Source organism: Candidatus Avelusimicrobium sp. (genome assembly GCF_051874775.1).
Classification (GTDB): domain Bacteria; phylum Elusimicrobiota; class Elusimicrobia; order Elusimicrobiales; family Elusimicrobiaceae; genus Avelusimicrobium.
In genome coordinates this window covers 1-20171 of sequence record NZ_JBJEGE010000004.1, presented here as the reverse complement: position 1 = coordinate 20171, position 20171 = coordinate 1, and the positions used below count along the sequence as shown (strand labels likewise).

Annotated in this window: 19 protein-coding genes; 10 read left to right on the top strand and 9 right to left on the bottom strand. The window is 48.2% G+C overall.

From position 1 onward, the window contains the following. The first annotated feature begins 125 nt into the window (after window positions 1-125). The 7 genes from ACI351_RS00555 to ACI351_RS00525 all read left to right on the top strand — a co-directional run bounded on the left by ACI351_RS00555 (window position 126) and on the right by ACI351_RS00525 (window position 7113). A complete protein-coding gene (locus ACI351_RS00555) occupies window positions 126-1706 on the top strand; it encodes a class I tRNA ligase family protein (RefSeq protein ID WP_439733311.1) in 1581 nt (526 codons plus the stop codon). Beyond that, complete coding sequence (gene lspA, locus ACI351_RS00550; RefSeq protein WP_439733309.1) at window positions 1699-2190, top strand: signal peptidase II; 492 nt, start codon at window positions 1699-1701, stop codon at window positions 2188-2190. The genes ACI351_RS00555 and lspA overlap by 8 nt, the downstream gene beginning before the upstream one ends. Continuing rightward, complete coding sequence (locus ACI351_RS00545; RefSeq protein ID WP_439733308.1) at window positions 2187-3170, top strand: tetratricopeptide repeat protein; 984 nt, start codon at window positions 2187-2189, stop codon at window positions 3168-3170. Before lspA ends, ACI351_RS00545 begins: the two co-directional genes overlap by 4 nt. A 6-nt stretch (window positions 3171-3176) precedes the next feature. Further along, the gene (locus ACI351_RS00540; RefSeq protein ID WP_439733307.1) at window positions 3177-5141 is read left to right on the top strand and encodes a heavy metal translocating P-type ATPase; all 1965 of its coding nucleotides are present in this window, start codon (window positions 3177-3179) and stop codon (window positions 5139-5141) included. 2 nt (window positions 5142-5143) lie between these two features. After that, window positions 5144-5542 (top strand): preQ(1) synthase, encoded by a 399-nt coding sequence (gene queF, locus ACI351_RS00535; protein ID WP_439733310.1) that lies wholly within the window; start codon window positions 5144-5146, stop codon window positions 5540-5542. After that, window positions 5542-6255 (top strand): hypothetical protein, encoded by a 714-nt coding sequence (locus tag ACI351_RS00530; protein WP_439733306.1) that lies wholly within the window; start codon window positions 5542-5544, stop codon window positions 6253-6255. The genes queF and ACI351_RS00530 overlap by 1 nt, the downstream gene beginning before the upstream one ends. Window positions 6256-6540: 285 nt before the next feature. Then, window positions 6541-7113 (top strand): pilin, encoded by a 573-nt coding sequence (locus tag ACI351_RS00525; RefSeq protein ID WP_439733305.1) that lies wholly within the window; start codon window positions 6541-6543, stop codon window positions 7111-7113. Between the two features lie 10 nt (window positions 7114-7123). Here the strand turns inward: ACI351_RS00525 and ACI351_RS00520 are convergent, their stop codons facing one another. The 3 genes from ACI351_RS00520 to plsY all read right to left on the bottom strand — a co-directional run bounded on the left by ACI351_RS00520 (window position 7124) and on the right by plsY (window position 9070). Then, entirely contained in the window at window positions 7124-7387 is a 264-nt protein-coding gene (locus tag ACI351_RS00520) for an HU family DNA-binding protein (protein ID WP_439733304.1), read from the bottom strand. 62 nt (window positions 7388-7449) lie between these two features. Beyond that, window positions 7450-8454, bottom strand: a complete 1005-nt coding sequence (locus tag ACI351_RS00515; protein WP_439733303.1) for an NAD(P)H-dependent glycerol-3-phosphate dehydrogenase — start codon at window positions 8452-8454, stop codon at window positions 7450-7452. Then, window positions 8441-9070 (bottom strand): glycerol-3-phosphate 1-O-acyltransferase PlsY, encoded by a 630-nt coding sequence (gene plsY / locus ACI351_RS00510; RefSeq protein ID WP_439733302.1) that lies wholly within the window; start codon window positions 9068-9070, stop codon window positions 8441-8443. Before plsY ends, ACI351_RS00515 begins: the two co-directional genes overlap by 14 nt. Before the next feature lie 90 nt (window positions 9071-9160). Between plsY and ACI351_RS00505 the strand changes: the two genes are divergently transcribed. Beyond that, entirely contained in the window at window positions 9161-10159 is a 999-nt protein-coding gene (locus ACI351_RS00505) for a trypsin-like serine protease (RefSeq protein WP_439733301.1), read from the top strand. Window positions 10160-10388: 229 nt separating this feature from the next. Here ACI351_RS00505 and ACI351_RS00500 read toward each other — a convergent pair whose 3' ends face one another. Genes ACI351_RS00500 through ACI351_RS00490 form a run of 3 tightly spaced genes read right to left on the bottom strand, consistent with a single transcriptional unit; the run spans window position 10389 to window position 12125 of the window. Further along, window positions 10389-10655, bottom strand: a complete 267-nt coding sequence (locus tag ACI351_RS00500; protein WP_439733300.1) for a DUF167 domain-containing protein — start codon at window positions 10653-10655, stop codon at window positions 10389-10391. Next, complete coding sequence (locus tag ACI351_RS00495) at window positions 10652-11356, bottom strand: YggS family pyridoxal phosphate-dependent enzyme (RefSeq protein WP_439733299.1); 705 nt, start codon at window positions 11354-11356, stop codon at window positions 10652-10654. Before ACI351_RS00495 ends, ACI351_RS00500 begins: the two co-directional genes overlap by 4 nt. Window positions 11357-11405: 49 nt before the next feature. Continuing rightward, the gene (locus ACI351_RS00490) at window positions 11406-12125 is read right to left on the bottom strand and encodes an ankyrin repeat domain-containing protein (RefSeq protein ID WP_439733298.1); all 720 of its coding nucleotides are present in this window, start codon (window positions 12123-12125) and stop codon (window positions 11406-11408) included. A 335-nt stretch (window positions 12126-12460) separates the two neighbouring features. Between ACI351_RS00490 and ACI351_RS00485 the strand changes: the two genes are divergently transcribed. Then, window positions 12461-12946, top strand: a complete 486-nt coding sequence (locus tag ACI351_RS00485) for a type IV pilin protein (protein WP_439733297.1) — start codon at window positions 12461-12463, stop codon at window positions 12944-12946. Between the two features lie 453 nt (window positions 12947-13399). Here the strand turns inward: ACI351_RS00485 and nifJ are convergent, their stop codons facing one another. The 3 genes from nifJ to ACI351_RS00470 form a co-directional block, all read right to left on the bottom strand. After that, window positions 13400-16969, bottom strand: coding sequence for a pyruvate:ferredoxin (flavodoxin) oxidoreductase (gene nifJ / locus ACI351_RS00480; protein WP_439733296.1), 3570 nt, complete (start codon window positions 16967-16969; stop codon window positions 13400-13402). Between the two features lie 354 nt (window positions 16970-17323). Further along, entirely contained in the window at window positions 17324-18016 is a 693-nt protein-coding gene (locus ACI351_RS00475; RefSeq protein ID WP_439733295.1) for an MFS transporter, read from the bottom strand. Beyond that, the gene (locus ACI351_RS00470; RefSeq protein ID WP_439733294.1) at window positions 17926-18531 is read right to left on the bottom strand and encodes an MFS transporter; all 606 of its coding nucleotides are present in this window, start codon (window positions 18529-18531) and stop codon (window positions 17926-17928) included. Before ACI351_RS00470 ends, ACI351_RS00475 begins: the two co-directional genes overlap by 91 nt. 85 nt (window positions 18532-18616) lie before the next feature. Here ACI351_RS00470 and ACI351_RS00465 point away from each other — a divergent pair, with 85 nt between their 5' ends. Beyond that, complete coding sequence (locus ACI351_RS00465) at window positions 18617-19831, top strand: glycosyltransferase family 9 protein (RefSeq protein ID WP_439733293.1); 1215 nt, start codon at window positions 18617-18619, stop codon at window positions 19829-19831. The last annotated feature ends 340 nt before the right edge of the window (window positions 19832-20171 follow it).

Here is a 20171-nt window from a genome sequence, read left to right as displayed (position 1 = left end):
CTGGATATGTCTTATCCGTATTTTATGCAGACAGATGCCGTTTTACTGGATACCGTAAATGATCTTGTTATGTGGAGCGGAAGTTATACTAAGAAAATCAGCGATAATGGCGCTGCCATAACCCGATTATCTTCCGCGCCACGGAACAGTGGTTCATGAACATTGATAAAGACGGTCTGCGCCAAAAACTCATGAAGAATTTGGATAACGTCAAATTCTATCCCGCAGGCGGCGAAGAACGTATGCGTTCAATGATAGGCCTGCGCCCGGACTGGTGTCTTTCCCGCCAGCGCTTCTGGGGTACGCCCGTTACCATTTTGTACTGTAAAAAATGCGGCAAACCGCAAATTGACCATACCCTTTTTGATTTTATCAAAGCGCGTGCTATGGAAGAAGGATCCGATTTTTGGTTTACCGATCCGGTAGAAAAATTAATGCCGGCAGGATACCATTGCGAATGCGGCGGCACCGAATTTAGAAAAGAAACGGACATTTTGGACGTATGGCTCGACTCCGGCGTTTCCTGGGCGGCCGTACTTAAAGACCGCGGCATCACCTTCCCGGCCGACGTGTATTCCGAAGGGTCCGACCAGCACCGCGGCTGGTTCCAGAGTTCGTACATTCCTTCTTATACACTTGAAGGAACCGCTCCGTTTAAAACTATTTTGACGCACGGTATGGTGCTGGACCAGCAAGGCCGCCCGATGCATAAATCTTTGGGCAACAGCGTTGATCCGGAGGATGTCGTCAATAAATACGGTGCGGATATTTTGCGTCTGTGGGTGGCTTTTTCCGATTATCAAGGCGACGTGCGCATTTCCGATGAAATTTTAGGCGGCCCGATTGATACCTACCGCAAACTGCGCAATACGGTACGATATGCGCTTGGTAATTTATCCGATTACGATCCGCAACAGCACAAAGTGGCGGGCAAAGATCTGGCGGAAATGGACCGTTATATGCTGGGGCGTTTGAATGAACTTATTCAAGAAGTCCACGCAGGGTATGCGGAATTTAATTTCCGCCGCGCAATGCGTGCCATTACGGACTATTGTATTTTGGATTTGTCCTCCTTTATGTTGGATGCGTCCAAAGACCGCCTGTACACGCTGGGGGCATCTTCTCCGGCACGGCGCAGCGCGCAGACTGCACTGGCGGAAATTGCGGTAACGCTACTCCAGCTGATGGCGCCGGTGCTTTCTTTTACCGCCGAAGAAGCGTGGCAGGAACTGCGTAAAACCGCCTTGGGGCGCGAATTGCCGCAGAGCATTTTCCTTTCCAATATGCCCACGAATGCTTCCCTGATTCCTGATGTAAAACTGGAAGAAAAATGGAATAAAATCCGCTCCGTGCGCGAAACCGTCCAAAAAACCTTGGAAGAAGCGCGCCAGAAAGGGATTATCGGTTCGGGCTTGGAAGCCAAAGTTATTTTTAAAACCTCCGATCCGGCAATGAAGGCGTTTTTGGAAGAAACCAAAGCGCTTTGGCCGGAAATTGCCATTGTATCCGCTGTGGAGGTGCAGGACGGAACGGAACCTCTTTGCATAGTTGCGGAGCACGCCGCCGGTGTGAAATGCGCCCGCTGCTGGCAATGGAAAGAGGATGTCGGCTCCGATGATAAACACGCAGATATCTGTGCCCGTTGTGCTTCGGTGCTTGCCAAAGAGGGTATTGTAGTGGAAGAAGGGGAAACGGTAAGTGCATAATTTTTGGAATAAAGCCGTAAACTGGAGTCAGAAACACCGCGTCATACTGGGCGTGGTGGGCGGTATTTTTCTGTTAGATCACCTGACGAAAGTGGCGGCTTTGTTCTGGCTTCCCGATGAACCTATTAAACTGCTGCCGTTTTTTTACCTGCGCTATGTGGAAAACACGGGCGCGGCGTTTGGTATGATGCAAGGGGGAAATCTGCTTCTCATTTTCATTATGCTGGCGATTGTGGCTTATATGCTTAAAAGCTGGAAAGAACTTTGCTCTTATGGAAAACTGGTGGAATGGGGCTGTATTTTTATTTTAGCGGGTGCATTGGGCAATCTTTATGATAGAATAACATTAGGCTATGTAGTGGACTTTTTGGATTTTCGGGTTTGGCCTGTGTTTAATATAGCTGACTCATTTATTACAGTAGGCGGGTGTATGTTGGTTATTTCGTTATTTTTTAACCGGAAAGAGAAACGGGAGGAAAAATGAAAAAAGTTTTAAGTTTGTTGGCGGCGGTTTTATGGCTAGCCGCCTGCGGTGGAGATAAAGCAATGTTCAAGCAGGCCCAGTTGGCTACTTCTAAGGGTGATTTCACAAAAGCCATTCAAATCTATTCCCGCATCATCAAACAGGACCCCAACCATTACGCGGCGATTGTCAACCGCGGCGTATTGTGGGAACGCTTGCCTGTGAAAGATGCAAAAGAACGCGCTAAAAACCGCCGGTTCGCCGAGGCTGATTACCTGCACGCCATTGATGTAAATCCCGATGCGGCCGAGCCGTTCAATAATGTTGGTGCGTTATATGTGGATATGGGGCGCAATACGGATGCTGCCTTTTATCTAAGCGAAGCCTTGGTCCGCAATCCCAAGTACTTTACCGCGCTTATGAACCGCGCTATTGCTCGTTACCGCCAAGGCCGCACTGTCGAGGCTTTACAAGATTTCAACAGCGCGCTTAAATTGCGCGATGACGAACCTCTTTTGTTTTTAAACCGCGGGCTGGCGTATTTTGATTCGGGTATGTTTGACGCTGCACTCGATGATTTTTCTTATTTAATCCATCTGCGTCCCGACGACGCCAGAGCCTATTTGGAACGTGCACGTGTTTTTATGGCAATGGGATATCCTTCTAACGCTTATGCGGATTTGGAGGAAGCCGTTTCTATTCAGCCTTCCTATGCGCTGGCTTACTATTATATGGGCGATTTGCTCTTCCGCAAAGGCGAAAAGGAACAGGCGCTTGGTATGCTGGTGCGCTCCAAAGAATTGGCCAACCAGTATGTACCTACATATGAGTTGATGGGGGATATGTTAGCGATGGAAGATCCGGTCAGTGCGACGGCTAACTATATGGTGGCCAAAAAGCTGGATCCGAAAAACGCCCGCCGCTATGACGCTAAAATTCGTATGATGCAAACCGAAAAAGGCCGCGAACGCGTACTCGCGAACCGCTTTTTCCCGCGTTAATTTAATATGAAGGCTTCTGTAGCGTCCTCTTCCTGCGTTCCAAATGCCCTGACGGTATCTTCTAAGGCATTTACATACCGCTTCTTTTTGTCGTGCTGTTTTTTTGTACTTTTGCTTTGTTCGCTTACGTTGCATCATTCGGACGTGGGCGTTTTTATTTTGGTGCTGATGAACATACTTTTTTGTGCGGACATATTGGCCCGCTGCGGTTGGAAAGATTTGATATCCGGCAGGTTGAGTTTTGCGCTGTTTTCGGGAGTAGCTGTATTTTCCGGTTTTTTATATTCGTCGTTTAACGTATTTTTAACGCGTCCGCTTTATGGACCGTCTCCGAATCTGTTTGTATACGTTTCGTTTCTTTTGACGCTTTCACTGTGGGCGGAACGGCGGCTGGCGCGCGAAAGAGAACAAACGCGGGTCTATATTAAAAAGTTAGATGATTTTCTTCCCAAATCGGGCCGGTTGTGCGTGGGGCGTCAATTTAAAAAGGTATTTGCGGGCGAATTGAAAGCGGGCGATCTTATTTTGGTTAAACAAGGAGAACGGTTGCCTTGCGATGGTATTGTTAAACAGGGCAAAACGTCTATCGACGAACAGCTGGTTACGGGGAATATGCTTCCTACTTCCAAGCGGGTCGGCAGTCCCGTCTATGCGGGTACGTTAAACAAATCTTCGTCTGTGTATGTGGAGGTTACCCTTCCGCTGGCACAATCCGCTTTAATGAACGTGATTGAGGCTGTCAAAAAAGGGGAACTGCGCCGCGGTAATTTTTCCAGCAGTTTGGACGCGTTTTCAGCTTTTCTTTTTCCGTTTGCGGTAGTTTTCTCTTTGGGAGTATATGCATATATTGTGTATCATTTCGGCGCGTTTTCGGCTGGACCAAACGAGTGGTTTCGTTATGCGGGCGCACTGCTGTTTTGTTTGGCGCTATCTTGTCCGCCGGCTTTGGTATTTGCACCGATATTTCCCTCATTTTTTGCGCGTGCCGGCGCACTTGCCAAAAAAATTAAAATTCAAAATATTTATGCGCTTGAGGAACTTGTCCGCGCCGATACCGTATTTTTTGATAAAACCGGCACGTTGACGTACGGCGAATTGCGCGTTTCGGGCGTGTTTCCGGTAAAGGAATCTTTAAGACAAGCGTTGTTGGAATCGGTCGCCACTGCCGAACAACTCGTTGACGGACCGTTTGCCGACGCGGTAAATAGTTATGCCAAAAAAAATAAAGTAAAAACGAAAAGTTTGCTTTGTTTTGACGTGCTTCCCGGGTTGGGTGTACAGGCTTCTACGCGTGTGGACAAAATTTTGGCGGGCCGGATTCAATGGATAAAAGAGCAGGGTGTTGAGGTGCCGGACGAACTGCTGTCCGTAGAAGCGGCGGTTATTTGTGTGGTCAAAAACGGAGAGTTTTTGGGATATCTGACGCTTGCCGACGAATTGCGTCGCGGTGCGCGGGAAATGGTGGAATTTTTGAGAGCCAAAGGAAAAGACATTATTTTGGTGTCGGGCGATAATGAGTCGTCTGTTGCCTCTTTTTCCAAGCAGGCCGGTATTGAAAAAATGAATTTTAACGTACTGCCCAAAACAAAAGCCGAAATTATTACCAACCTGCGCGGTTTGGGCAAGCGTGTGGTAATGGTGGGTGACGGATTTAACGATATTATTGCGCTTCTTCGTGCGGATGCGGGAATTGTGTTTGCTTCCGGCCGTAACGTATACAATAATTGGGTGGATGTAATTTTAAAAGGAAAGGCCTTGTATCCGATAAAAGATTTGTTTACAATAAATACAAGGCTGCGCCGCACTGCTTTGTTTAACGCCGCGGCTTCCTGTTTGGCGGGTATTGCGCTTGCCGTATGGCTTTTGTGGCGTATGCCGGCCGTTTCCGGTTGGTATTGGACGACGGGCGGCAGTTTGACTGTCGTGTTTTTTGTTTTATTAAATTCGGTGAGGTTATTAAAAATAAAATGACGATGCAAGATATTGATTTCGGTTATACTTCCGACCACGCCCGTAAAAATGCGGACGCTGTCCTTCCGGCCATTCAGTGCTGGCCTAACCAATATAAACGCGATTACGACATTAAAATAGAACTGCCGGAATTTACGTCCGTCTGTCCGAAAACGGGGCTGCCGGATTTCGGCGTGATTACGATTGAATATGTTCCGGACGAATTGTGCTTAGAACTTAAATCGCTTAAATACTATTTGCTCGAATACCGCGATATGGGGATTTTTATGGAAAATATCGCGAATAAAATTTTGGACGACGTAGTAAAAGCCTGTAAGCCCAAACGGGCGACCGTAACAGGAGTGTTTACGCCGCGCGGCGGTTTGCGTTCCATAATTACGGCAAAGTATGAGAAAAAATAATGAAAAAAAATATCTGGATGTTTGTCATATTTATTGTGGTATTTTCGGCCGGAGTGGCCACTATGCGCGTGTGGGATATATACCGTTTTGCCAAAGAGAAGAACAACACCGTTCCTCTTCGCCCAACGGACTCTTTGCTGATGCTTGATTTAAAGGGCGCTTCCGTGCCAGAAGGAGTAACAGAGCTGGAAGATCCGGATTATGTGGAACTTTCTGTGCCGTCCCAACTTTCTAAAATCAGTGTTCCGGGAATGGAAAAAGTTATTTCCCGTTCGGGTCAAGTTATTAAGATCGATGGTGACGAAGAAAATGAGGAAAAACGTACAACGGTAGATTTATCCGAAGTGCAGAATATCCGGTTGCCTTCCGGTGCGCCACAGCCTGTGGAGGGGCCGAAAAGCGCTATTTCTATGATTAACGCCCCTGTGTCAGCCAAACTGATTAAAACGGCGGAAGAATATAAAGCGTTTAAACGTACGGCGCGCGGAAAGTATCCGTCGGCCAATTTTGCTACGGATAATGTGTTGGTGTTGGAATCTACCAGCAACTTGCCGGATAAGGTATTTGAAATTCAGGACGTGCGCGAGGAAGGCGGTAAAATGGTGGTAACGTACCGCGTCAGCGTTTTTGGTTTGGATAAAAAGACTAATACGCACAGTGCGGTGCTTATCCAAAAACGCGATTTGCCGCTGGAACTGAAACAAGTGTTATAAATTTTGATAAGCGAATGTATTGGAACGGAGCGGAGATTTTTTTCGCTCCGTTTTTGTGTGGTTGGTATTTGGTCATAAGTCTCCTGATTACACCTTTTGTCCTGTTGAACTTGCAACTTTAATTCGCACCCAGCCTCTGGGCCTTGACCCGTTTTTTTTTTTTGATAACATAAGGTCATTCCGTAAGGTCTCTGTACGGGAGCTTCTGATGATGTATTATTTGCTTAAAATCGCTAGATCCTGAGCAGAAACCTTTCCGGATGATTTTTTTATGGAGAAAACAGAATGAAAGGTTTTACGTCACGTTCTCATCTTGAACTCGTTCCGGAAACCGGTAAAACGGGTTTTACCTTAATTGAGTTATTAGTCGTCATTTTAATTATCGGTATTTTGGCCGCCGTTGCGCTGCCCCAATACCAAACAGCACGCAACAAAGCGGCGCTAAGCTGCGTAATGCCGCTGCTTGCCACGTTAACCAGCGCCCAACAGGTACTGGCTATGGAACAAGGGGGATTTCCAACACGCCAACCGGATGATCCTGTGAATTCATGGTTTCACTTTGCTGATTTGCCTGTTTCTATTCCCGCCCTGAATTGGGAAGCTTGCAAAGATACGGATATGTGTTCTATTCGCTGTGGAAACCGCGATTTCGGTATAGTATTGCGCAATACAGCAACGTGGGCTAATTTTTACTGGACTGAAAATTACAATTTATCCAGACTGAGGTTTTATGCTGATGGGGGCGATAAGAAATACCAACTGCAGTGTACGGTGGGGGATACACAATGCAACCGCTTAGGAAAAATATTCGGGCAACCTTGTGAAGGATATGATGGCCCTAATTTTTATTGTTTTTAATATTCCTCAGTTATTTATCTAATATATTCGGAGACGGTTTAAAGCGCACTTTTTGTTTGGCGGGCACCTGCACTTTTTCGCCCGTTTTGGGGTTATGGCGCGTTACGGGGCGTGCCGTTTTTAATTGGAACGACCCAAAATTGCTGATGACTACTTTGCCGTCGCGTTTTAAACCGTGTTTGATAATTTCAAAAACTTTATCTACCGACATTTTGGCTTGTTTTTTGTCTAATACGTGCCGTGTTAAGTGTCGGATTACGTCGTCCTTATTCATTTTTCTTTGTCCTTTGGCCTGTGTTGTGTTCGGGGGGAAAAAATCTTGCCCAACCGGTTGAATTATTTATTGCCCCGTTCGGTAAATCCCATTGCGTGGAGCAGTACGCAAGGCTTTTTGCCTTGGCAGACAATCTGCCAAATTGCGTCTATAATCGGGGTTTTGAGATTGTTTTTGCGGGCGATATCGTACACGCTTTGCACGGAGTTTACGCCCTCGGCAATCGTGCCGACTTCTTTTTTAGCTTCTTCCAGCGAAAGGCCCGCGCCCAGCTTTTCGCCCAAACGGCGGTTGCGGGAAATGGCGGACATCCCCGTTAAAATGGCGTCGCCAAATCCGGCCAGGCTGTAAACCGTACCCGCCTGCCCGCCTTGGCTGACGATGATGTCGTTCATCTCCTGCAAGGCTTGGGTAATGAGGGCAGCTTTTGCGTTAGCGCCGTCGCCGATGCCGTCAATCACGCCGCAGCCGATAGCCAGTACGTTTTTAATGCCGCCGCCGTATTCCACGCCGCGGCGGTCGGAAGATGGTACTACGATAATAGGGTCGCCGCTCATTACGTCGCGGATTTCGTCCACAAGAGCGGGGTCTTTCCCTGCCAACATGATTTTGGTCGGCACATTCTGCGCCACTTCCAACGCAAAACTGGGGCCGGAAAACGCAAGCGTTTTATCCTTTAACTGCGGCAGTTCTTCTTCAATCAGTTCGCAAATCGTTTTAAACGTACCGTCCTCAATGCCTTTGGACGCGCTGACCACAGGTACGGCCCGTCCGTTCAAAAGCGGTTTAAGCTGCTCGCGGCAGAACGCGCGGATAGCTTTGGAGGAAATCACAAAAACAATTAAATCGGTATCCCGGACGGCTTCTTCCGCGTTATCCGTCAGGCGGATATTGTCGTGGATTTTAAAGTTAGGAATATTTGGGTGGCGGCCCATTGTTTTCAGCACGTTGAGCAGCTGCTCGTTGTATTCCCACAGCGAGACATTGTATCCTTTTTGCGCCAAGTGCTGGGCGATAACGCTGCCCCAAATACCCGCGCCGAATACGGTAATTTTATTTACTTTCATTTTCTTTTCTCTTTTTGGCGCCGTCCTCAAACTTCAGCTCTTTCTGCTGCAGGAGGCGTTTAATGTTGGGAACGTGTTTGTAAATAACAAGCGCGCCGATGGCCGTTACCATTAAATTGACGGTCATCGGGTGTTTTCCGATAAAAAAGCTGCAAATGGGGAGCACAATACACGCCACAATGGAACCGATGGAAATACGGCCCCACAACGCCACGCATACGACGAACGACGCAAACGCGATCGCCGTAGGAACCGGCAAGAGCGCGGCAAATACGCCCGCGGAGGTGGCAACGCCTTTTCCGCCGCGGAATTTAAGATAAATCGTCCACATATGGCCCAAAATGGCAATTACGCCGCACGCAATGGCCACCCAATAGGCTTCCGGACAAAAATGGCGGGCGAGGCAGACGGGGATAAACCCTTTTAACGCGTCAATTAAAAAAGTGGATATGCCGGCCCATTTCCCGACGGTACGGTATACGTTTGCCGCCCCCGGGTTGCCGGAACCGTGCTGGCGGATATCAATGCCCATAGCGCGTTTGGCGATAAGGTAGCCGGTCGGGACGGACCCGAGTAAGTAACTAAACAACACAAGAATGATAACGGTAATAGTCATACGTTTATTATATTAAATTTATCGTTCGGAAAGCAGAACCTTTTCGCTTCGAGGGTAGTTTTTTTGCATTTTTTTATATACACTAAAAATATGGGAAAATTTTTATTTTTATTTATTTTGACGTTTTTAGCCGCTCTACCCTCCTTTGCGCAGGAGCAGGAAGATCTGCCCGTGCGCGAGGATGCGTTTTTGGTGCAAAAGGAAATCTTTATTTGGCGTACGGATAAAACATACAACACGCAGGCTGAGATTTATGCGTGTCAAGCGGTGCGTCTTCATAAAAATTGGTTTTTAACAGCGGCGCATTGTGTATATACCGCCTGTAGTGGCTCCCAGCTGTGTACGGTACAAATTACACTGGCGGAAGCCGATCTGCGCCAGACGGTGCGCGTGTATCACAGCACTTCTTCCCCGCGGGTATTTATCTATTCGGGTTTTTATCCGGGGCAGAACCGTATCAGCAGTGTGGACGTAGCGTTAATCCGTTTTGATCCGGAAACGGCCGAGTATTCCTATGCAGCGCGGGGTAAAAACGCTTGGCAGTCTATCTCTCAGGAACAATTTTCCGCGTTATTGGCGGACAGTCCCGAAACCAAAGCCCAGCTCTCCGCGTACGGCGTGCGTTTGATTGGGGCAGCGAATTTAGGCAATTCCCGCTTTGGCGCAGGAATCGTGGTGCCCAAAACGGTAAACGGTGTGCTGAGTTATTTACAGCTGCCTTCCAAGGATATTTATTTTGTGGAAAAACTACAGCATTTTATTTCCCCTGGGTTTGGTGTGAGAAAAGGAAATTCCGGCGGCGGTGTATTTACGCCGCAGGGCGATTTGGCGGGATTGGTGTCCGCATTAATGTACTCCAAAAACGGAAACGCGTCGTTTTACGATGCGGAAGGAAAAGCCGTACTGACGCTTCAGAACGCGCACGATTATTTTATGTTTACCGGTTTTAACGGCGCTACGCTTAATTTTATCCGCAATAAAGTACCGTCCTTACGTGTAATTGGGGCGGATATGGGATTTGTGGAGCCCGTCCATAAAAATTTTGAAGAAATCGTAAAAATGATTAACGCATTGCCGGTACAGTTGTAGTGTTTTGACCCAACTTTTATAATTGTCGTTCGTTGCCGATAGGGAGATCTCCCTAATGCCGAACATCATTTTTTATTCTGTTCGCAGCTGCGTTAGCGCGGGCCTGTTGCCGGAACATTTTATTTCCTTTTTGGCGGTTGGCAGCAGAAAAAATAAAATGAAATGAAGATTTTAGAGACAAAAAATCCCGAGCGCAGGCTCGGGACGGTTTTCAAAATCGGCATAACGATTAGGGAATGGAATCCATAATTTTACGTAATTCTTCTTCGCTTTTGTCGCGCACTTCCACAGTTTTTTCTTTTCCTTTAGCCCCTTTAACGATGATAATGCTTTCTTCTTTGACATTGAAAAAATCAGCCAAAAAGGTTTTCATAATGGCGTTTGCGGGGTCGTCATCCACTTTTTTATTTTTAATTTTTACGCGCAAAACACTGCCGATACGGCTGATGACTTCATTACGTCCCGCAGTGGGAATCAAACGGACTTTTATAATCATAAAACCTCCAAATTTGCGGCAAACAGCCTGCTGCCGATTCTGGGCAGGGAAGACCCTTCTTCCACCGCCGTTATAAAATCTTCGCTCATTCCCAAAGACAGATACCGTTCCGTGCAGGGCGGAAAGTCTTGGTCGAACGCTCTTTTCACTCCGCCGAACAGTGTCCTTAATTCGGCTTCGGGGGCCCCTTGGGGAGCTATACCCATATATCCGCACACTTTTACGCGAGAAAGCGTCTTTAATTGTTTGGCAAGCGCCCTTGCTTCTTCCAACGGTAAGCCGGATTGCGTTTCCTTCTCTGTCAGTTTTACCTGTACCAACGCACGGAGCGTTTTGGAAGCAGATAGGTGTTGTTCAAGCGCGAGTGCGGTGTCAAAATCGTCTAACGAATCGATAAAATCAAACAATTGTGCGGCTTTTGCCGCCTTATTTTTTTGCAAATGACCGATAAAATGCTTGACCACGGGATATTTTGCAAAATCTTCGCCAGTCCAACGCGTCCAAGCCTGCTGTACGCGGGATTCGCCGATATGGCGGATAAGACCCTTTTGCAGAAAAAACAGCACGTCTTGGTCTTGCGCGTACTTTGTTACGGCCAAAAGCGTTATGTCTTGGGGATTGCGGCCTGTTTTTTTACAGGCGGCGGACAGGGCGTTTTGGACGTCTTGAAAGTTCTGAAGCAGTGTTTCTTCCCTGTTCATAAAAAATCCCTTGACATATTATACCAAAATTTTATTTAATGCGCCATTTTTATTTGGTTCTGGCGTTTTTGTCGGCATTTTTTAACAGGGAGAGGATACGGCGGGAAGCGTTGTCCGGATGGAGGGCAAGGCGGGCGCGTATGTTTTCTAAATTGGTTTTGTTGGCTTTTGCGCCGTATTCCAGTAAAAGTTCCACGGCGTCCGCGTTTTTCAGCGTGGCGGCATAGTAAAGGGGGAAAAAACCGTTTGCGTCGGGCAGATTGGGGTCCGCGCCGCGTTTAAGCATATAAATAAGCAAGTCCTGACGGGCTTTTTCGGACGGATAGGGCTGCGTCAGCGCCATTAAAAGCGCGGTTGCGCCGCGGTCCGTTTGCACGTTGAGGTCCGCCCCGCGAAAAATAAGCAGTTTGGCTGCTTCGGCCTGTCCGTCGCGCGCAGCGATGAAAAGCGGCGTCCAGCCGTCGGGAGTGGGATAATTGATGTCTAATCCTTCTTCCAACAGGAAATTAATCAAATCTTCGTTGCCGGACGACGCGGCCGCGTGCAGCACGTTAAAGAGCATATCGTCGTATTGGCGGTCCTGATCGTGAAAATACAATTCAAACGTAATGTCCGCGCCTTCCTCTAAGCCGTTTTTGACGGAGATTAAATCCCCATAATAAGCGTCTGCCACCAAGTTTTCGTTTAACTCAGTTTGGCGGGCGGAGCGGTAAGAGGCGGCTAACCACAGTACCAATAGCACGGTTACGCACAGCAGAATTTTTTTCATCTTTTTATTCTATCAAATAATGTGTCCGCTTACTTACTGCGGTCCATTTTAGTAAGCCTTGACCCGTTTTTTTTTTTTGATACGATAGGGTTATTCCGTAGGGTTTCTGTACGGGATATCCCGATTGGGGTTTGTTTCGTCAAAATCGGTAGATCCCGAGCAGAAACACCGCAGAATAACTTAATGTGGGTTTGGCGGCCTGCGCGTTTTATTGCGTCATTTTGGAGGGTTGTAATCCGGAACCTGTCGTTTCGCAAGAGCGAGATCCCGTATAAAGGCACTACGGGATGACGCCACAAATAAAGCCGCAAAGCATAATTGGGGAGGAAAATAAGATGAAAGGATTTACACTTATAGAGCTGTTAGTTGTAGTGTTAATTATTGGTATTTTAGCGTCGGTGGCGCTGCCGCAGTACCAAAAAGCGGTACTGAAAAGCCGCATAATACAAAATATTACCCGTGTGCGGGCATTACACCAAGCTGCTGCGGTATATTATATGGCCAACGGAGAATATCCGTTGGATGTGCGGGATGTGGATATTGATATTACAGCTGGGGCCAAATCTTTTGGAAAGACGGAGATATCTCAGGGAGAACATATTGGAGTGTTTTATTCGGATTATTCTTATTGTGCTACTACTCTGACAGGTAGTGCCTGTGCCAGCAAATTTTTTTACGTATACCAATTTCATAACCAATCTACACTCTTTTGCAGAGGTTATACGGAAACTGCGGTTCAAGTGTGCCGTTCTTTAGCGGGAGGGGCCGAAGGGCAAGTTAGCTCCTCTGGGGATTTCTTGGATTATCCTATTTTATATTAGAACTAAAAAGAACCTACCGATGTGCTTTCACTTGCAGGGGAATTGACTGGTTTTTTTGGGATAACATAAGGTCATCCCGTAGTGTTTCTGTTTGGAATCTGCCGATTGGGGTTTATTTCGTCAAAATCGGTAGAACCCGAGCAGAAACACCGCAGGATGACTTTTTTATGGCAGTATGAAAAGAAAGATTTTATGTTAAGTCGTCATCCCGTAAGGTTTTTATACGGGATCTGCCGTTATCAAAAGGCAGATTCCGTGTTACAACTCCACGGAATGACGGATTGTAGTTTTTAATATAAGAAAGCCCCCAACCTGACGGCCGAGGGCTTTCAATGCTTCTGCTTACCGCGTGTTTGTTGAATTAGTGTTTATACAAATCGCGGCCATTTTGGGTATAAGAAAGCCCCTAGCTTGCTGGCGCTCGCAGGGGGCTTTCAACGCTTTCTCTACAAACTATTTTTCTACTTTTTCGCCGGGAACCATAGCCGCGAGTTGTTTATACAAATCGCGTCTCCAAGCGTATTCGGATTCCGCGCGTTTGATAAGCTCTTTCGCCAGTTCCGGGTTGTCTCTCATGAGGCCTTTGAAGCGGTTTTCGCCGCTCATATAATCGGCCAGCGGGAGCGTCGGGGCGCCCAAGGGGCTGTCGACGTGCAAGGGGTTCTTGCCTTCGTAGCGGGCCTCGGGGTTAAAGCGGTACAGAATCCAGCGTCCGGCCTGTACGGCTCTCTTGGCTTCGCCCATACCTTTGGACATATCAATACCGTGCGCAATGCAGTGCGCGTAGGCGATGACCAAGGCCGGACCGTCGTAAGCGTCGGCTTCCGCCAAGGCTTGAATGGTCTGGTTCATATTCGCGCCCATCGCCACCTGCGCCACATAGATGTTGCCGTAGGTCATAGCAATCATACCGAGGTCTTTTTTCGGCATCGTTTTGCCGCCCGCGGCGAACAAGGCTTTGGCGCCTAAAGGCGTAGCTTTGGACATCTGTCCGCCGGTGTTGGAGTACACTTCCGTATCCAGCACCAAGATTTTGATGTTCTTGCCGCTGGCGAGGACGTGGTCCAAACCGCCGTAGCCGATATCGTAGGCCCAGCCGTCGCCGCCCAAAATCCAAACGGATTTGCGCACGAGGTAATCGGCCAAGCTGAGCAGGCGTTTGCAGGTGTCGCAGCCTTTTTCCGCGCCTTTATTCAAGATTGCTTTCAGCTCCGCCACACGCGCACGTTGTTCTTCCACGCCCGCGTCGGTGGTCTGGTCGGCGTTTAAGAGCGCGTCAATCAAGGCCGCGTGTTCTTTAAGGCCGCCTTCTTTGGCTTCGGCGAGGAGGGCTTTGGCGTCGTGGTTTAACTGGTCAAACGCAAGGCGCATACCAAGGCCGAATTCCGCGTTGTCTTCAAAGAGCGAGTTCGCCCATGCCGGCCCTTTGCCGTCGTCGCGTTTGCAGTAAGGCGTGGTGGGCAGGTTGCCGCCGTAAATGGAGGAGCAGCCCGTCGCGTTGGCCACGGCCAAGCGGTCGCCGAACAGTTGGGTCAACAGTTTGACGTACGGCGTTTCGCCGCAGCCCGCGCACGCGCCGGAGAACTCAAACAAGGGGCGTCTTAATTGGGAGCCTTTGACAGATTCTTTTTTCGTTTTCACGTCGGCTTGTTTCAGGCCCAAGAAGAACGCATAGTTATCGATTTCGTTTTCGCGCACGGAAAGCTGGTGTACCAAATTGAGGGCTTTCTTTTCCGGATTTTCTTTGTTTTTGGCGGGGCAGTTGTATACGCACGCGCCGCAGCCGGTGCAGTCCTCCACCGCTACCTGTACGGTGAATTTGAGTCCGGCCAAATCGGCTTTGCCGTCGGCGGATTTAAAGGTTTTCGGAGCGTCTTTCAAGGCCGCGCCGTCATACGCTTTGATGCGGATTGCGGCGTGCGGGCAGACCATAGAGCAGAAACCGCACTGGATACACGTATTGGGATCCCACTGCGGAACCATAATGGCGATGTTGCGTTTTTCGTACTGGGTGGTGCCCGTCGGATACACGCCGCCTTCCGGCATAGCGGAGGTGGGCAGCTTGTCGCCGCGGCCGGCAATCATTTCGCCCAAAACGTCTTTTACAAACGCGGGGGCGTCGGCCGGAACGGGGGCTTTGGTGTGCAGTTTGGAAGAAACTTCAGCCGGATATTTTACTTCGTGCAAGCCCGCCAAGGCAGCGTCCACGGCTTTGTAGTTCTTCTGTACGATTTCTTCGCCTTTTTTGGAATACGTTTTTTTGATGGCTTCTTTAATGTCGGCGATGGCTTTTTCGGCGGGGATTACGCCCGCGATACCGAAGAAGGCCGTCTGCATAATGGTGTTGGTGCGGCTGCCCATACCGGTTTTGAGCGCAATTTCGGAAGCGTCAATGACGTAGACTTTTAATTTGCGGTCGATGATAATTTTCTGTACTTCGGCGGTAAGGTGGTTCCATACTTCGTCCGCGCCGTAAGGGGCGTTGATGAGCACGGTGGCGCCTTCTTTGGCGGAACCGAGCACGTCGTATTTATCCAAGAAATCAAACATATGCACGCCGATGAAATCAGCCGATTGGATGAGGTAAGGCGCGCGGATGTAGTTTTTGCCAAAGCGGATGTGGGAAGTCGTCATCGAGCCGGATTTTTTGGAGTCGTAGACGAAATATCCTTGGGCGAAGAAGCCGTTGGCGCTGATGATTTTCATCGTGTTTTTGTTGGCGCCCACGGTGCCGTCGGAACCCAAACCGTAGAACAGAGCGGCGAAAATATCGCTGCCGGATTTGGTGGCCAGTTTGGCTTCGGGCAGGGATTTTCCGGTCAAATCGTCGTTAATACCGACGACGAAATCTTTAATCGGTTCATCTTTGGCCAGGTTGTCAAACACGGCTTTGACGTGGGACGGCGTAAAATCTTTGGAGCCGATACCGTAGCGTCCGCCGATGATGAGCGGGGTAGCCGGGAATTTGGCTTTGGCTTCTTGGGTAAGGAACGCGGCGCAAACGTCCTGGAACAACGGTTCGCCCATAGAGCCGGGTTCTTTGGTGCGGTCCATCACGGCGATTTTTTTGACCGTAGCCGGGATTACGCGCACGAAATCTTCAATGGAGAAGGGGCGGAAGAGTTTGATTTTGAGTACGCCCACTTTTTCGCCCGCCATGCTTTCCACGGCGTTCTGGGCTACGTCCGCGCCGGAACCCATGATAACCACGAGTCTTTCGGCGTCCTGCGCGCCAAAGTATTGAAAGAGGTCGTATTTGCGGCCGGAGATTTTTTCAAATTTGGCCATTTCTTCTTTTACGATAGCGGGTACGGCGTTATAAAATTTGTTGACGGCTTCGCGGGCCTGGAAGTACACGTCCGGATTGGCGGCGGTACCGCGCACGGTGGGGTGTTCCGGATTTAATCCGCGGGCTTTGTGTTCGGCCACCAGCTCGTCGTTAATCATTTCTTTCATCTGTTCTTTGGACAGGGGTTCCACCATATTCAGCTCGTGGCTGGTGCGGAAGCCGTCAAAGAAATGCACAAAAGGCACGCGGGCGCGCAGCGTGGCGGCCTGCGAGATTAAAGCCATATCCATGGCTTCCTGCGGGTTGTCGGAGCAGAGCATAGCCCAGCCGGTCTGGCGGACGGCCATAACATCGGAATGGTCGCCGAAGATGGACAACGCCGTGGTGGCAATGGCGCGCGCAGACACGTGGAAGACGGTGGGCGTCAGTTCGCCGGCGATTTTGTACATATTCGGAATCATCAGTAATAAGCCTTGGGAGGCGGTAAAAGTGGTGGTCAGCGCGCCGGCGGTTAAGGAACCGTGCACCGCGCCGGAAGCGCCGCCTTCGGACTGCAGCTCGCTCACGGACGGGACGTTGCCCCAGATGTTGGTTTCACCTTTGGCGCTTTTTGCGTCGCAGATTTCACCCATCGTGGAGGACGGGGTAATCGGGTAAATAGCGATTACTTCGTTGGTGGCATGGGCGACGTGGGATACTGCACCGTTGCCGTCCATAGCAACTAGTTTAGCCATAGTAGAGAAGTCTCCTTTTGCGTAAAGTTAAAACGGTAAAACGCCGCGCACAATGCGGCAGTACGGAGGGATACTCCGACTTGTATATATTGTATAACTTTGGGTTATATTTGGCAAACGCGAAGGATGGAACGGCTGATGCTAACTTACGATTTGCGTACGCGGAGTAAAAAGGTTTTTTCTGATCCGCACAGAATACCCCGATTATAAAATTGGGAATGAATGAAAATCCCACCACAAGAAAACGGAGTTTTCTTTGTGTGTTAGCGGCAGGCAAAATCAAGCGAAACTGAGATTTTGAAGCAAAAGAAACCCCGTGCTTACGCACGGGGAGTTTCATATAGAACATTCTTTTTAGTATTTTCCGGCATTATGTTTATTGATACTCTTGCGGTTTTCTGTTCTCCATATAGTCATTATTAAGGCGAGACCCGTTGCGCAGGCAATAATACAGGAATTGAATATGCCGGCCCAGCCCCAGTGTGTCAAAATATAGGACGCACCGCTGCCGGCCAAAAATCCGCCGGTGTAACTGAATAATCCACAGAAACCGCACGCAGCAGCAACGGATTCTTTGGTAGTTAAGAGACTGATTTGTACACTAAGTAAACTCTGTGGTCCGGCTATAAAGAAACTTACTGCGGCGATAAAAAATCCCGTCAGAAACAGGTGGTTCGGGCCCGCAAATAAGTAGAAACAATACGAGGAAATTCCTAACAGAATAAAAAAAATTACGTTAGAGGGTGTGCAACGTCCGCGGAATACTTTATCTGTCAGTATGCCGGCGGAAATACCGCCTATAGATCCTACTAAAGGGTTTAGCATAAAGATTAACGGAATACTGGCTTTGGAGACTTCACGTGTATCCAAAAAAATAGCCGTCCAAGAAAGCGTTACATAGCGCACAAAATAAATACATAAATCGGCAGCGGACAAAATCCAAATATATTTGTTTGTTAGTACATATTTGCACAGAAGCCCCCAATAGCTTTTGTCTTCATTGACTTGTTTGGTAACCAACTGTTGGCAGCCCGTATATGCTTCCACGGGGGCAGCCCTACACTGGCGGGGGTATCTGTTGTATTGTTTAAAATATAAATGGAGGTCCCCAGTCCGAATAAACCGGAGAGAACGAACACATATTGCCAATGCACGAGAGGCGTAATATCCATCAATAAAAATATGAGCAGCAAGAAAGATGTTAAATAACCGAAAAAGAGGTTAATAACGGAAGATGCCATTAATCCAAACGCCAAAAATACGCGGATATTGCTTTTGTCCGCACACATACCGCTTACGAATTTGCCAATACCGTATGCAATAAGAAAAATAGAAACCATCAAACCAAATTGTTCATTAGTCATTCCTGTTTCTGCTTTAAAGACGTGAGCAATAGAATTTAAGTTCTGGCGGGTTACGTAGTACATCGTATAACCAAGGTACGCGCTGAGAAATAAACGCAGCCTCCAACGCTTGTATTGTTTATCAATTTCTTGGGGATCAGTTATTTGTTCCGCGGCTTCAGGCAATGGTTTAAACCAATCGATAAAATTCTGCAACATTTTTTGATTTTACCATATTTAAATTGTGGACGGATGAGCAAAGCCGCTCCGTACGGGGCGGCGTTTTGTTTGCTATACTTATTATATGCAAGAATATAAATGGCGTAATTTGATGTGTTCCCACCGCGAAGTGTGCGTTTGTTACGAAGCGCTCCGGTGGCTGTTTCACAAAATTTTCTTTTTTCTTCATACCCATACGCCCGTATGGTATCAGTTTGACAAAAAACACGTACTCGGTAAACCCGTGCGGGAAGCTTTGCCCGTTAATAAAGAATGGCACCGTATCAAACGTCCGCTTTACCGCCACGAACACGTATTTTACGATTTGGACAAGGCGCTTGCCGTAAACCCGAATTTAAAGGGCGTGGCGCTCATTTTTTTTATGGGAATCGGCGATTATCTGTACACAACGCCTATGCTGGCCGCGCTTAAAAAGAAATATCCCAACCTTTCGTTTCACGCACACGTGGGGGCCAAGTTTGACCGCAACAACTCTCCGCTGGTGGGCAAACTTTTGGAAGAAAACCCGCATTTCGACAAAGTGTTTTATTTCGAGGGCACACGCCATCCGTTAATTTGGAAAAATTACGATTATTCGCAAGCTTTCAAAAACATTCCGGAAGATTTTCTGGCCGTTCCCGTGTATTACGAATACGGTATCAACGTCCCTCACCGCGTGACGAGTTTGTTTGAAACATTCTCTCTTCCCGCGCCGAAAGACGTTCCCGCGCCCGTGATGTATTTACCGAAAACGATCGCTCCTGTAGTAGCCGAAACCTTGGCGGCTGTGCGCTTAAAAGCGCGGGGAACAAAGGGCATTGTATTTTTACAGCTTGATTCCCGCGGTTCCAATTACGTATACCCGCATATGCGCGCGCTGACGGAGGGATTAATTGCAGAAGGGTATTTTGTGATGAGCGTTACGAAAGGCGGCCCGGTGGAAAATGCGAATTATTTGGAAATAGATATCAAGAAATTTTCCATAAACCAAACGTGGCATTTGTTATCACTCCTCAAGGCGGAGTTTGCGCTGTATGTGATAGCGGTTAATTCCGTATTTTGGGCAGCGTCTGCGGGGCTCAATTTGCCCAATTTGGGTTTACAGCACTGGGTGGATAAAAAAGTTCACAATCTATGGTATCCCAATATAGAGGTAGTGACGGATTACGTCTATCCGTTCTTGCCGCGCGAAAAACAAATTATCGCGCCGCCGGAAAGTTACACGCCGCATAACCGCAAGATTATTGACTATAAACCGGAATGGGTGATTAAATGGTTTAAGGAAAAATTTGGAACGTAGTGGCTGTGCCTTATTTTCTATAATTTTTGCGGGACGGGCAGAAAGTTTTTTCTGCCCGTCCTTGATGATTTCGGACGCTTAAACTACAAATTGCGTCATTCTGTCAGACTGGAATATTAAATCCCGTTGTTACGAAACGACAGATTTCAGCATCCTACAAGTCTCCCAAGCATACTCCTTTATGTGTATTCTTCTATTTGTGTGTAATATGTCCCAAACAATGTGGTTCTAGTAATCAAAAGAGGGCGGACGAGCTCCGCGGCAAAGAAGGTCCGGCCGCTGGGGCTTGACTTGTTTTTTTTTTTTGATACAGTGGGGTAACGGTCCGGTTTGGGTTATA